The 13,575-nt window shown below is 53.9% G+C and carries 12 protein-coding genes; 8 read left to right on the forward strand and 4 right to left on the reverse strand.

Annotated elements, in window-relative coordinates:
- Positions 1–159 precede the first annotated feature (159 nt).
- Positions 160–1,260, forward strand: coding sequence for a class I SAM-dependent methyltransferase (locus tag ACR3EH_RS19315; RefSeq protein WP_171187224.1), 1,101 nt, complete (start codon positions 160–162; stop codon positions 1,258–1,260).
- A 289-nt stretch (positions 1,261–1,549) separates the two neighbouring features.
- Here ACR3EH_RS19315 and ACR3EH_RS19320 read toward each other — a convergent pair whose 3' ends face one another.
- Positions 1,550–2,167: a hypothetical protein gene (locus ACR3EH_RS19320; RefSeq protein WP_171187226.1), complete on the reverse strand. Its 618-nt coding sequence runs from the start codon at positions 2,165–2,167 to the stop codon at positions 1,550–1,552.
- Positions 2,168–2,419: 252 nt separating this feature from the next.
- On the opposite strand from ACR3EH_RS19320, the gene ACR3EH_RS19325 reads away from it, so the two are divergent.
- From ACR3EH_RS19325 to ACR3EH_RS19340, 4 genes are all read left to right on the forward strand, one after another.
- Positions 2,420–3,439 carry a helix-turn-helix domain-containing protein gene (locus ACR3EH_RS19325; protein WP_371732111.1) on the forward strand — a complete coding sequence of 340 codons (1,020 nt, stop codon included), beginning with the start codon at positions 2,420–2,422 and terminating at the stop codon, positions 3,437–3,439.
- A gap of 444 nt (positions 3,440–3,883) precedes the next feature.
- The gene (locus ACR3EH_RS19330; RefSeq protein ID WP_171187230.1) at positions 3,884–4,708 is read left to right on the forward strand and encodes a class I SAM-dependent methyltransferase; all 825 of its coding nucleotides are present in this window, start codon (positions 3,884–3,886) and stop codon (positions 4,706–4,708) included.
- A 55-nt stretch (positions 4,709–4,763) separates the two neighbouring features.
- On the forward strand, positions 4,764–5,144 hold the full coding sequence (locus ACR3EH_RS19335) for a group I truncated hemoglobin (protein WP_171187232.1): 381 nt from the start codon (positions 4,764–4,766) through the stop codon (positions 5,142–5,144).
- A gap of 196 nt (positions 5,145–5,340) precedes the next feature.
- Positions 5,341–6,177: an adenylate/guanylate cyclase domain-containing protein gene (locus ACR3EH_RS19340; protein ID WP_216600470.1), complete on the forward strand. Its 837-nt coding sequence runs from the start codon at positions 5,341–5,343 to the stop codon at positions 6,175–6,177.
- Positions 6,178–6,200: 23 nt separating this feature from the next.
- Here ACR3EH_RS19340 and ACR3EH_RS19345 read toward each other — a convergent pair whose 3' ends face one another.
- Entirely contained in the window at positions 6,201–7,700 is a 1,500-nt protein-coding gene (locus ACR3EH_RS19345; RefSeq protein WP_171676177.1) for a winged helix-turn-helix domain-containing tetratricopeptide repeat protein, read from the reverse strand.
- A 230-nt stretch (positions 7,701–7,930) separates the two neighbouring features.
- Between ACR3EH_RS19345 and mddA the strand changes: the two genes are divergently transcribed.
- The 3 genes from mddA to ACR3EH_RS19360 all read left to right on the forward strand — a co-directional run bounded on the left by mddA (position 7,931) and on the right by ACR3EH_RS19360 (position 10,696).
- Positions 7,931–8,689 (forward strand): methanethiol S-methyltransferase, encoded by a 759-nt coding sequence (mddA, locus tag ACR3EH_RS19350; protein ID WP_171187239.1) that lies wholly within the window; start codon positions 7,931–7,933, stop codon positions 8,687–8,689.
- Between the two features lie 532 nt (positions 8,690–9,221).
- A complete protein-coding gene (locus ACR3EH_RS19355; protein ID WP_171676250.1) occupies positions 9,222–9,896 on the forward strand; it encodes an SDR family NAD(P)-dependent oxidoreductase in 675 nt (224 codons plus the stop codon).
- Between the two features lie 344 nt (positions 9,897–10,240).
- Complete coding sequence (locus tag ACR3EH_RS19360) at positions 10,241–10,696, forward strand: GNAT family N-acetyltransferase (RefSeq protein WP_480634853.1); 456 nt, start codon at positions 10,241–10,243, stop codon at positions 10,694–10,696.
- Between the two features lie 26 nt (positions 10,697–10,722).
- Here ACR3EH_RS19360 and ACR3EH_RS19365 read toward each other — a convergent pair whose 3' ends face one another.
- Positions 10,723–12,264 (reverse strand): ankyrin repeat domain-containing protein, encoded by a 1,542-nt coding sequence (locus ACR3EH_RS19365; protein ID WP_171187241.1) that lies wholly within the window; start codon positions 12,262–12,264, stop codon positions 10,723–10,725.
- Positions 12,265–12,541: 277 nt separating this feature from the next.
- Complete coding sequence (locus ACR3EH_RS19370) at positions 12,542–13,552, reverse strand: LacI family DNA-binding transcriptional regulator (protein WP_171187511.1); 1,011 nt, start codon at positions 13,550–13,552, stop codon at positions 12,542–12,544.
- Positions 13,553–13,575: the final 23 nt, after the last annotated feature.

The raw sequence follows: 13,575 nt of genomic DNA on the forward strand, positions 1-13,575 counted from the left end.
GCTGAGATAACAGCATCGGGCATCGCACAGTGTCAACGACGCAGCCAACGAGCGTTGCAAGGGCTTCTGTAGCTTCGGTGTCGGTTTGACCTGACAAGTGGCTTCCGGAGCCGTAGTATTTTGTCATTTGGCAACCGGTATCGCATTGAGGGCCAGCACATGACTGATCAGCAGGTTCAATCGGGAAAATCGACCGAGGGCATGGTCGACTACAACGAAAACTCTTCTGCGCAACTGCTGTTGGTTCGTCTGTTGAGGCCGCTTGTTCACGATTTGGTTTCCTCAATGGACGAGCCTAGCGACGAGTTCAAAATCGTGGACTATGGCTGCGGGCCGGGTGTCAACTCCATCGAAATGGTCAAGCCCGCCATAGAGGCGTGTTTGGAGAAGTTCGACAACTCACCAATCGTCGTATGCCATTCCGATCAGGTCGCCAACGACTGGAACACTTTGTTTGAACTGGTCGAAGGTCCCTCTGGTTATGCACAAATCTCCAAGAATATCCGTACCGAAGCAGAAATCGGATCCTTTTACGATCGGGTGGCGTCCCCTGCTTCTGTGTCGATCGGAACATGTATTTTTGCAAGCCATTGGCTGAGCCAGGGCATTCAATTGAACTCGCCAGGGACCGTCTGGTTCGCGGATCTTCAACGCGATGCACGGCAAATTGTCGACGGGATCGCACAGAAAGACTGGACTCACTTTTTGCTCCAGCGGGCTCAAGAATTGCGTTCAGGAGGATACCTTGTGGTCGGAACGCTTGGTTCTGTTCCCGATCCTTCCGAGAAGAACGGCATTGCCGCATCAGGGCGCGGTATTTATCGCGCGATTCAGGTTGTGGCCAAGACAATGGCAGACGACGGCCACATTAACCCCGAAAGCCTCGATTCATTTTTGTTCTCACTTTGGTTCATGACTGAAGCGGAGGCGAAATATGCTCTTGAGCAAAACGCCGACCTGAGAGACGCCTTCGAAATATGCCAAATCAGTGTGAAACCTGCCCCAATCAAAGCTGACGATATTTTCAAGGAGTATATCGACGATGCTGAAACATATGCCGAGAAGTATGTTGGATACACTCGGGCCTTTGCTGACTCTACTTTGAGAACGCAGCTATTTGGTCTCAACTGCAACAGCGCTGAAATGCTCGACCAGCTTATGACCGAGTTTTACAGCCGTCTTGCTCAGCTCTATGAGGCTGAGACGAGCAAGTATGCATGCGAAGTTTGGCATCTTGTTGTAGTTCTCCGCAGAAAGTAAAAAAGACGAACGGCGTACCACAAGCATCAGTTTAGTTTTTCGGTGTAAGCCTTCTCCAGCGGCGCTCAGCCTTTTGGTGGGACACGACCAAGTGCGTCTGTTCGCGCGTGTATAGGGTGCTTTCCTACAGTTCTCAGAAGCGCACATTTAAAAAGCGCCCGCTTATACTGAAAGGCTGCGAAACGTATCTAAGAGCCGATTGCACATCCAGAATGGCGTTAAGGTGGCAAGGTCAATAGCTTGACCTGGCCACCTTTGATTCAGGAACCTAGTCCGGTTGCATTGCGTTTTAAGGGCGCCCGATTGGTGGTTTGTTCGGGTTATCTTGCCATTGCTTGAACTTGAGGACGCCGCCAGCAGCTTCCGCAATCGCATTGAGGTACTGACTTCCTGACATGTCTTGAACCTTCTGTTCAGCGTCCTGTTTGATGGTTCCATCAGTATCACCAACATGTTTGTTGGGCTCGGCAAGACCGGTGTTTTGAATTGTGGGCGCGGACTGGAAATGCGCCTCGCCGTCCAGGTAGAAGTCACCGCTGGCTTTCTGTGATTGAAGCCGTTTCCCACTTGCATCGACGGTCCCGGCACCCGCATCCTGCATGGTCTCAATCGGAGAAGGCGTTGCGGCATGATTGACGGGCGGAACGACCTTGGAACTGCCCACATCTTGCGTCACGTCCAATGGAGAGAGGTTGGCAATAAGGTTAACAATTTTTCCGGTAACAGTTGTTGTCATATCCGTTGCTTCATGCGCCGTGCCGCGCGCTGTTTCCGAGTGGCTGATTTTGGCGCCGTGATGAGCGGCTGCAGCATAGTGACCCGGCCTTGCCAAGGCAGATCCCGCTGTCAGGGCAATCATCAGTGCCGGTGCAATGGCGCGTTTTGTGAGTGTGCTGAAGCGTTCCATTTTTTATCTCCTTGTCCTTCGGTTACATCTCCAATCTAGGAACGCGATGGGCTTAGATATTGTGAGAGGAGCTCAGGTTTTTGGGAATTTCCGTCAAGTCGCCGCAAGCCTGTCTGGTTGCCCCTGTGGCAGCCTGTAAACCTTTGCTTGGCATCTCTTTTGTACCCTGTCTATTTTTGCCCAAAACCAAAAAGCACCCCGATTTTTAAAATAGGCAGTCTTGGGCAACGTATCGGCATGACAGAGAATGACGTGAATACTGAAAGCCAATCCTGGAACGTTCCGGGGTTTGGCGTGCATCACATAGCCAAGCTTTTGGATAATCGTGATTCAGATGTTGTTAAGCTTTTGAGATCGGTCAACCTCCCCGTGGATATTCTCGAGACGCCGCCAAATTTCGTCGATGTTCGCAATGAGCAACGCCTTCTGGACCTTGCGATCAAAGAGACCGGAGATCCCCTGTTTGCGATCTATGCGGGAAAGACGTTCAACCCAAGAAAAACGACACTTCTCAGCTATGTCGTGTTGAACTCTCCGACTGTCGGCGAGGCGATTGAAAAAGCTGTTACCTACGTACGTGTGGCGCGCGGTTTCGCCAAAATGTCATTCTATGAAGAAGAGCGCGGTGTGTTCCTGGAGATAGATTCCGTTGCTCAAGTATTGCGGTCTGCCGGGGCCCACAACGAGTTCCGGGTTTCCGCTTTTTTGACCAGTCTTCAAATTGCAGCTGAAACGCCCTTGCCGGTGCAAGAGATACGGTTTCCGCATGAGATGAGCGAAGAAAAGCGCGCTCTGATCTCGGATGTCTTGTCGGTCGCAGTCAAACAAAACCAGCGCGTTCCGGGAATATTGTTCGAGAAGACAGTGATGGATGTTCCCATCAAGGATACAGACCCAGCGTTGTTGTTGCATCTTGAAACGCATGTGCAAAACCTGATGAAAGACCTGCCGCCAATCATCGGAGAAACCAGTGCGCTGGTGCAGGGCGAGATTACATCGCGGTTGTCTTTTAGCGCGCCCACGCAAGACGAAATCGCGAATACGCTGGGAATGAGCGTCAGTACACTGGGGCGCAAGCTTGCCAAAGAACGCACTAGCTACAAACAACTTCTAAAGGACATTCGCGCAAGGCTGGCAGAACAGTACCTTGATGACCCCAAGCTGAGCCTGTCTGAAATTGCCTTCGCGCTCGGCTATTCCGATCAGGCTGCGTTTACAAATGCCTACAAGAGCTGGACGGGCCAGTCTCCGGGCAGCGTTCGGACAGGTTAGGGTACCTGTCGGCTGAAACGTCTTCTCTGGCACCTATCACGAGAGCTAAGCGCATTTCTTTCGCGGGGTATAGCTCGTCCATGGCCGCAGGTGTGGCCCACTTCTGGGCCGCGAACGACGCCGGTCAGGCGCGCTCAATTGGTTCGAAGGCGGGATCGTGCTTGGTATCTCTATGGCATTTCGCAGGTGACCCAGCCCAGAGACAGAACACTCAATCCGGATGTTGCAGCCGCACTCGCTTAGCGCACATTAGTAGGCGGCAATCGTCGAACTCAACTTAACAGGGTGCCCTTACGTCGAGGAGCCCACCGATCTTAGTCGAAACAACTGGAAATCGACAAACCTGCAGGAAACATCAGACATTCTACAGGTCTTCTACAAGTTTTAAATCCCGACTTTTGGCAAGAGTTGTCCCATTGAAAGCGAAATCAATGGAGACAGACAATGAATACAGCCGCTGCACTTGCCACCGCACCAGATCTGGCTGCGGTTAAATCAAAACAACACGCTACATGGTCGTCAGGTGATTACGCCGCTGTGGGCACGACCTTACAAATCGTTGGTGAAACCCTTGCTGAAGCGATGGATTTGCGACCCGACGCCCGCGTTCTGGATGTTGCCGCCGGAAATGGCAACGCAACCCTGGCTGCGGCGCGGAGACACTGCAATGTCGTTTCCACAGACTATGTTACCAGTCTGTTGCGCGCCGGTGCCGCCCGCGCCGAGGCCGAGCAATTGACCGTTGCATTTCAAGAAGCTGACGCGGAAGACCTGCCCTTTGAGCGGGCGGCTTTTGATCATGTGACATCTACGTTTGGCGTCATGTTTACAGCCAATCAACAGGCGGCTGCTGATGAAATGCTGCGCGTCTGTCGCAGTGGAGGCACTATCGGTCTTGCCAACTGGACGCCAGAAAGCTTCATAGGCGAAGTGTTTCGAACCATAGGACGGCATGTGCCACCGGTTGCAGGCGTTCGTTCCCCATTGGAATGGGGTACTGAGGCGCGTTTGCAGGAGCTCTTTGGGGCACAGGCCCAAAAGATCGAAATCACGAAACGCCAATTCACCTTCCGTGAACGTTCACCGCAACATTGGGTGGAACGGTGGCGCGAAATTTACGGCCCAATGCACAAAGCCTTTGACGCCGTCGGCGAGCGTGCACCGCAACTCGCAGCAGATCTGATCGCTGTTGCGCGGAATCACTCGACCGATACTCAGGCCATGATTGTTCCGGCTGAATACGCCGAAATCATCATTCACCGAGCATGAAAAGCCGTCAGCCCGGCGGGATTTCGCCGGGCAATTCATTCTCAGGAGACATTCCATGCTAGTGCAGTCAGAACACCAAAGATCACTCCCGCTGTTTGATAAATACGGTGGCATGCGTGCTTTGCACTCGGTGATCATCAATTTTTATGATCGAGTGTTGGACAGCGATATTGTGGGCCCTTTTTTCGACGACGTCGATATGGCCAAATTGATTGATCACCAGATGAAATTCTTCGCGTCGATATTGGGCGGTCCCGCAAAATACACAGATCAACGACTGGTGAGTGCACATCTTCACATGACCATAACACACGCGCAATTCGATGCAGTTGTCGCGCTTTTGAGCGAGACGCTGACCGAAGCGGGCTTTGCTTCAGACGATCTTTCCAAAACACTGTGCGCCGTTGAAGCGCGGCGTTCGCTGATCGTTAGGTAGTTCCATGCAAATCCAAGAAATTAGCGCAAGTCTACTAGGCTCCATAAATGTTGGAATCTGCATCGTTGATGCAGACACCGGCGTTATCGTTTCGCTGAACCAAACGTTTGAGACATGGTTCAGTGACGCGGCACAGTGTCAAGTTTTGAATTTGGATACGTCATTCACATTGAAAGACCTGCCAGACAGAGAGCCGGTGGAGGTTCGTACGAAGGTCAAACATCGGACTTTGGTCGTTGAGCTCAGTGCCCATGAAGCAGAATACGAGGGCAACACGTTGATTGTCATCGAAGGTCAAAACATCTCGCGCTTGCGCGAGACGGAAGCCATGATCGACAGCTATGCGGCTATGGTTGACAAGCGCACACGCGAGTTGGAGCGAGAAAACAGGCGCGTTGAAAAACTGCTTTTGAACATGATGCCAAAATCGGTCTATGAGGAATTCATGACATTCGGATGTGTCACGCCACGGTTGTTCGAGCCGGTGACTGTCATCATGCTGGATTTTGTCGGGTTTACCAAGATGGCCGCAGCGGGCGATCCGAATGTAACTGTTTCCGAACTGAACTCTATTTTCACCGCTTTCGATCAGATTGGTGAGCAGCACGGCAGCGAGAGGATCAAAACCATCGGAGACTGCTATATGGCGGTGACTGGATTGCCGCATTCCACGCCAGATCACGCGCTTTCAGCCGCGCGGGTCGCGGCCAAAATGATGCGCTTTCTGGAGCGGCGCAATCAAACGCACCCGCACACATGGCGCGCTCGCATCGGCATTGCCAGCGGCTCTGTCGTAGGCTCAGTGGTCGGCGTTCAGAAATACGTCTATGATGTCTTTGGTCCTGCGGTGAACATGGCTGCGCGTTTGCAGGCTCAGTCCAACCCCATGGAGATCACGGTATGCGATTCGATGCGCGACGAACTTATCGAAGATTTCAAACTCAGTGAGGCTGAGACAGTCTCTTTGCGTGGATTTGGCGATACGCGAATTGCACGCCTGAAACACTACCAACCAAACAGAAAGGTCGCTTGAGCCGTAGGCGCGGGATCTGAGTTTTAAAAACCTGCCTTGCGAAATGAACTGAGCATGCGATCACGGTATGCCTGATCTTTCACAACACTTGCTGCCACAAGCTTTTCGGCCGTGGCATCCGGCCTCACGCTACGGACTTTTTCCGCCATGGCATGCATCCTGTCGGTCAGATTAAGTTCGGCAGCACAGGCTAAGATCAGTCGCGGTGCCCATGTAGAGCCGGGCGCTTCAATGTAACCTTGTTCAAGCAGAGATAAGGCATCTTCATATTCGCCCAATCCGTATCGGGCGGCGCCAATGCCAAAGTAATAGCTAAACCGCATCGGATCATGCGGGCTAAGACGCAAAGCTCTTTCGTAGTTTGCGACTGCTTCGTTCATGTTCCCAGCAAAGGTTTCCACGGCCCCCAACATGGCCCAAGCCCAAGCCAGACTTGGGTCCAGCGCAAGGGCAGACTCGAGGTGATGGCGCGCTGCAGTATGTTGCCCTGCAGCCACCTCGGCCGTGGCCACGAATGTCAGAACCAATGCATCGCGCGGCGCAAGGTCAAGCGCGCTTTTGCCATGTTCCATCGCCTCTGCAAGCGCAGCCGGTCCGTCAGGGGCCCAGTCGGACATCGCCTGTTGACCCAGACACCACGCAAGCATGGCATGGGACAACGCATGTTCGGCATCTGAAACCAATGCACGTCGCAAATGAACCACGGCTTGCCGATTGTCATCCGCGTCCATACGCATGCAAAGCGGCGTCGCTCGCAGGAGTTCATGATATGCATCCGTCAAGTCAGCTTCAGCCAAGGCGCGTTGCACTTCAACCATCATGATATTCGGGACGAGGCGGCCCAGAATGGCCGCAACCACCAGGTCTTGCGCCTCAAACGGGTTGTCAAGCTGCCCTTCAAAACGATCTGCCCAAACCTCTGCTTGCCGCCCGGCATGCAACAAAGAAGCGTTTAGGCGAAATGCATTCCCCGCAAATCGCAGCTTGAGGCCAAGTACGTACCGAACGCCCAATTCCTCGGCCGCTTGCTTTGCGTCATTCTGCCCAGAATATCGCGCGACATAAATCGTTCCCACCCGACCAATGGCTGCGCTTATATCGTCCTCTAACCCTTCACCAAAGGCCCGTTCAGCATCCGTTGGATGCACCATCGTTGTTGCCATGATGGCAATGGAGGGTTGCGATAAAACCGCTGCAGAGCCGGTCTTGTCATGCGTTTCCTCAACCGTGCCAACAAATTGGAACCCGTGCCCGTGCACAGTTCGGACCAAAGCCTGCCGCGCGCCGTCATCTCCTATGGCCGCTCTGACCGCTTTGACGCGGCTGCTTAGGGCTGCATCCGAAACGATCCTGCCTTTCCAGATAACCGAAAAAATCTCGTCCTTCGACACGACACGGTCACGGTTTTCAATGAGATGCCGAAGCAGCGCGAACACTTGCGGCTCGGTCGCAACTGAAACGTCTTCCCGCGTCAATTGCAGGCGGCTTGCGTCCAGAACGTATTGATCAAATGCATATTTCACAGGGTAATTCTGCGCGAAATCAGTTTTTTCGTAAAGCGTGAACGCAATTCGCGGTACCCGTTTGCCGCTGTTTTCGAGTCCAAGAAAAACGCTTTGTCAGCGGCCAGACCGCAAAATCGTCAAGTCTTCAGAAAATCACCAGAAAACCTCCATGAAAGGGCCAAGCATCGCAACACCCGGCTCGGGCAAACAGAGGTCATCTGAAACAAAAGTGAATTGGAGCCTGACTTATGAAACGCCCTGGCCTGATCCTATATGGCGCTGCTGCCTATGTTCTTTTCAATGTGGCCTTTCTGTACATGATCGGCTTTCTTCTGCAATTGCCCGTTCCGAAGGCGATCAACGATGGGACCTCAACCGCCTGGCCCGTCGCCGTTGTCATCAATGTCGGGCTGATCTTCCTCTTTGGCTTTTTTCACAGCCTCATGGCGCGACAGGCGTTCAAAGTCTGGTGGACGCGGATCATACCTGCGGATGCAGAACGCAGTACCTATGTGTTGCAATCGGCCCTGTTTCTGATCCTGGCGATGTGGCAGTGGCGCCCGCTGCCCGAAACGATCTGGATCGTCGATGGTGCCCTCGCGTGGCTGACCTATGGCATCTTTGCACTGGGAGTCTTTCTGGTTTTGCTTTCAACCTTTCTGATCGACCATTTCGAGCTGTTTGGCCTGCGACAGATTTGGACCGCGAACAGATCGCAACCCATGCCCAAACCTCAATTCAGAACGCCCGGGCTTTACCGTTTCGTGCGTCACCCGATGCAGTTTGGCGTCATTCTGGTCTTGTTCGGCACTCCACACATGACCGTTGGTCACGCGCTCTTTGCCGGGCTGATGACCGTTTACGTGATGATTGGCCTATGGTTCGAAGAAAAATCTCTGGCGCGCGAGTTTGGCGATACGTATCGCGCGTACCAGGCGATGGTTCCCATGCTAATACCGCGCCTGACGCCCTTGCGGTCCGGTGATCTGGAAACGCAACATGGCTGAGCCATCCCGGGCTCTCGGTCGCTCTGTCGAAACACCGGGAGTCCGTTCAACGCCAACTCACCGCAATACAAACGTTGGGGGTGGTACGAACCCGGAACGACTTTCGGCAGCAGGTTCTGAGATAGTTGGGTCACAGACTATGAAGTTGACTTGGTCCAATGAGTAGGACGCCAGGCTCAGGGCTTCTGGCTTCGGGATGTTTGCTGAGATCGCAGGATAGTTGCGTCCAGTAAGTCAGGGATTTTGGCCGTTGCAAATGTTTGCGACAGAACCCCACTTGGAACCAACGCCATACTTGCCATTTAGCTGCAAACGACACGAACCGCACGTTGAAGCCCGGATTTATAATCCTCAGGCCGATCTGTTTTCAATAGCAAACCCTTAGATATTCGACCGAGAGCGAATGCTACTTCGTCCGCTTCCGATGTGTCTTTCGCAAGTCCTGATCGAAGCAAAAACTCTGACAATCCGCCGAAGAAAAGCCCTTCGTAGTCGACCTCTGCATTGGCAGCTGATTCAATAGCTCACCGATCTGGCATCGGTGCGCAAAGCGGCAGAAGAGCTGCGCGGCCGTGTGACCAAGATCGACGGGCTGATCAATAACGCCGGCATCATGATGACCCCGCAGGAAAAGACCGTCGATGGCTTTGACCTTCAGATGGGTGCGAACCACCTGGGTCACTTTTTGTGGACCGGCTTACTGCTGGATCTGGTCGAAGCTGCCGAAGGCCGTGTCGTTGTGCTGTCGAGTATCGTACACAAACAAACGCCACTCGATCTTGATGACTTCATGACCGACAAAAATTATACTTCAGTCAAAGCCTATGCCCAATCGAAACTGGCCAATCTGATGTTTGCCTTTGAGCTTGACCGTCGCCTTCAAGCCGCAGGTAGCAAGGCGATCTGCGTTGCCGCACATCCTGGATACACCGACACAAACCTGCAAAGCACTGGTCCCACCGGATTTATGAAAGGCTTGTTGGCCGTGATGAACAAGTTGGTCGCGCAGCGTCCGGAAGCGGGCGCCTACCCGACCGTTCTGGCTGCTGTCAGAAACGAAGCCAAACGCGGCGCATACTATGGCCCGACGAAAATAGGAGACACGCGTGGCCCCGTCAGCGATGCCAAGGTCAATGAACATGCCCTGGACCGCGAGAAACAGCGGAAGCTTTGGGCCAAAAGCGAGCAGCTCGTAGACGTGCAATAACATCTGCCTGCCGTCGCAAACGCCGCATAAGCACGCTCGGAGCGTTATCGGGTGACCGGGTGGCCACCCGATAGCGAAAACTATTCGACGGAAACAGACTGCGAAATCTGAGTGCTCGCCAATCTCAGTTCAATGTTCGCGACAAAGCCTGGGCCGCTATATTGGCGTATCGAGGCTTCAGGTCACTTGGCTGCAGCTTCGAGTCTGTGCATCGCCAAAACAGGCCCTTTGTCCTTAACGCACAGCGTGCAGTCCCAAGGGATAGGCTCATGGGGTTAAACAATTACCTTCTGTTTGCTACTTTTTTTGCCATGCTTACCTCCAGCCAATATGCGTTTCGCAAGATGACGTCTGCAGATTTTGCGATGATCTCGGCATGGCAATCGCACCCGCATGTTCGCGAATGGTGGGATTCCGATGAACCTGGCACGAACAGAGAGCTGGAAGACGGGCGGGTCGAAAGATGGATCGTATCGTTTGCGGAACGCCCATTTTCATATATTCAGGATTACACTGTTCACGGTTGGAAGGGTCACCACTTCTTCTCTCTTCCGCCGGGATCTCGGGGAATCGACCAGTTCATTGGTGAGCCAGATATGGTCGGGCGAGGGCACGGCCCGGCCTTTATCTCAGAGCATCTTAAAAAGGTATTTGCTGCCGGAGCTCCGGTTGTCGCAACAGATCCGCACCCGGATAATGCGCGTGCTATCGCGGCATATAAGAAGGCGGGATTCTCAGCCTTTGGTGCGGCGCGGCAAACGCCTTGGGGGCCGATACTGCCGATGAAGATCAGCCGTTAGGCAGTCTGGCGCAATCTATTCGAACCTTAAACGGCTCCGTGTTCCGAGACTTGCAGGGGATGCGCTTCCGCCCAATCAGAAAGAAAGGCGGACATCTCGGGTACGGTTGCGAATTGCGAGGCCTTTCGTGGAAGCGCCACACCGTTCTCCAGCGCCAGGCGCGCGCATTCGATGTGATGGCGATGCGCTTTTTGCGGACAGTTTTCAGAGCCGTGAATGATCGTTGAAAGCAGGGTCCCTCCGTAGGCATTTGTGTGGTCCAGGTCCGGGTTCTGGTCCAAAAAATACGACATGACATCTCGCATTCCTTCCCACCCGGCAAGGTGCAGGGGCGGCATCCCCATCTCGTCCGGCAGATTTGGGTCAAAGCCAATTTCAACAAGGCGCTGCATGTGGGGCAGGGTTCCTTCGCGCCAGACAAGGCGGCAGAGAAGAAATTTCATCTCTTGCGACAGGGCATTCATGTCGATCTGGTCGTCCTCCTTTGTCGTTCCGTCCGCTGCCCGCACGAGTTGCTCTTCAGTCATCGTCAACTGTGTGGATGCCCCCGCTTTTTCCAGGACTGCAGCTACATCCCGGTTTCCGAAGATGCGGGCAAACGCATAGGGAGAATGGTCGCGGCTAACAATATTTGGGTTCGCGCCATGGTCCAGCAACAGTTGAGCGATTTCGCCCGAAGCCAGACGCCGAGCCGCCTGATGCAACGCTGGGATTACCAAGGAAGGTTCACCCGACGGATGAGGATTGATCCCTTCATCGGGATCAGCACCGTGCTCCAGCAACAGCCGAACAGCATCGATGCTGTTGAAGTCAATCGCTCTGGGCAGTGCGTTTGTACCCTTTGGGATTGCCCCATGTTCTAGCAACAAACGAAGACCTTCGGTGTGGCCGAGCTCGGTGGAATGGTAAAGGGATTCATTGTCGTTTGGATTTGCACCATGCTCCAACAGCCACCTGGCCAAAGGCATGTTGTCTGCGTGGCCGATGGCGCCGTAGAGCGCGGACAAGCGATGATCTGTCTCTGGGTCGAATGCAAAACTGTCGTTCACATCTGCCCCATGTTCAACCAGTAATTCCGCCATGGCGCGCATCTCGGCTTCTTTCTCAGCCTCTGCCTTGATGTGTTTCGAAAACGCCAGATGGCACATAGGTCGCCTCGGAGGGTATTCGCGCGTCGCTGCATCGGTATCTTGCGCCAGAATCCTGCGCATCGCAGCCACATCATATAGAGCGACGAGAAGAGGCACCTGACCGTCCGCGAGGTCTGGCTCATCCGCAAGCAGATGTGCGACCGTCTCGTGTGAACCATTGTAAAGCGCCCAACGCAGCCGTCCTTGTTTCTGCGCGCGATCCATACCTTGTGTCTCAACGGCAAGTTTTAAAGCTGGCCACGAAGCGTATCCAGTCTCGCGCGCGATGACGTGCAGACAATCCGCATGTTTGTAGACCCCGTTTGCAGGCGTTGCGACAATGCCGTGGACGCGCAACATGGCGCCTTTGTCGCTTTCGGTCAGAGCTTTGCCCAAAGCTTTGGCATCACGGCGCAGTTGATCGAGTGATTTGGTCATCGGTCTTCCCTCCACTGCCCGACGATCCGCTAATCCGGGCTGAGAAACCGATGTGGTTTTCACACATTCTGTGCGAGGTGCCGATGACAGCTTTCCGCGGACCAGGGGGCCACCTCGAAACGGCCTGTGGCCACAATAGCTTTTGAAGTAGTGTCTCGCAAGCGGGATGCGATAAGCTAAGCACCCTGGCAGCTATAGTGCAGCGAATGGCAGCAAGGTGGCTTGCGAATGTATAAATTCGGTTAACTAGTAGATGTCGGCATTGGGCTGGCGTGCTTCAACCTCGTTTTGTGGAGTTCCTAACGACGAGCCGTGCTTCGAGTCTTTCGGGTTTAGGGACTTGTTGGGTTGTAATCCAACGGGCCAGCGCGTCTGCGGCGCGTTCTCCCATTTGAGAAACGGGCAAATGAACGCTTGTAAGTGGCGGAACTGACACAGCCGAGGTTGGAAGATCATCAACGCCCACCATGGAAATTTGGTCCGGGACAGCAATCTTTTGGGCCTGAAGACCCAGCAAAACTCCCAGTGCAACAACGTCAGATAGGCATAGAACTGCGTCCGGTTTTGTGTCCAGTTTGCCCAGCAGTTTTGCTATGTCCGCACCGCCCTGATGACTGATTTGTGTCTCGAAAGTCGTGAGCTCTCCGGTGAATGGAAAGGCCCTGAGACCGGCAAGACGCGCACGTGTACGGTCATTGTCGTGAACAGGGCCATGTACGACTGCTATGTTCTGATGGCCGAGGTCGGCAAGGTGCTGTAAGGCAAGTTGTGCGGCAGACGCGTTGTCATATCCGATGGTCGGTAGCGGGTTTCCAGCGTCAAAGAAAGACGTGATGATCGTTGGCAGCATTGTACGCTCGATCAGATCGTGAAAGGCAGGGCTGTGCGAGGCCCCGGTGACGATCAGACCCTCTGCTCCGATATCCACTAAGCTTTTGGCTTTCTCGGCTTCGATGTCAGGGCTTGAATCGGTGGTGGCTACAATCAGAGACAACTGATGGTCCGACAGCTTGCGTTCCAGCGCGGCAAGGAAGCGGGCAAAGATCGCGTTGTCCAGAGTGGGGACCAAAGCTCCGACAAACTTGGTGCGGCCCGAATTGATTGCACGGGCTGCGGCGCTGGGGACGAACTTCAATTCTTCTATGGCAGCCTGAACTTTCTCCAGCGTGTCTTTCTTCACCACTGTGGGATCGTTTAATACGCGAGAGACCGTGGCAACGGACACGTCTGCCGCCTTTGCCACATCCCTGAGATTTGCGCGTTTTTTAGGCAAAGAGGCTTTTCGCATCGTGGGTTATGGTGTCCGTCTGA

The organism is Ruegeria sp. BG7, assembly GCF_056535685.1.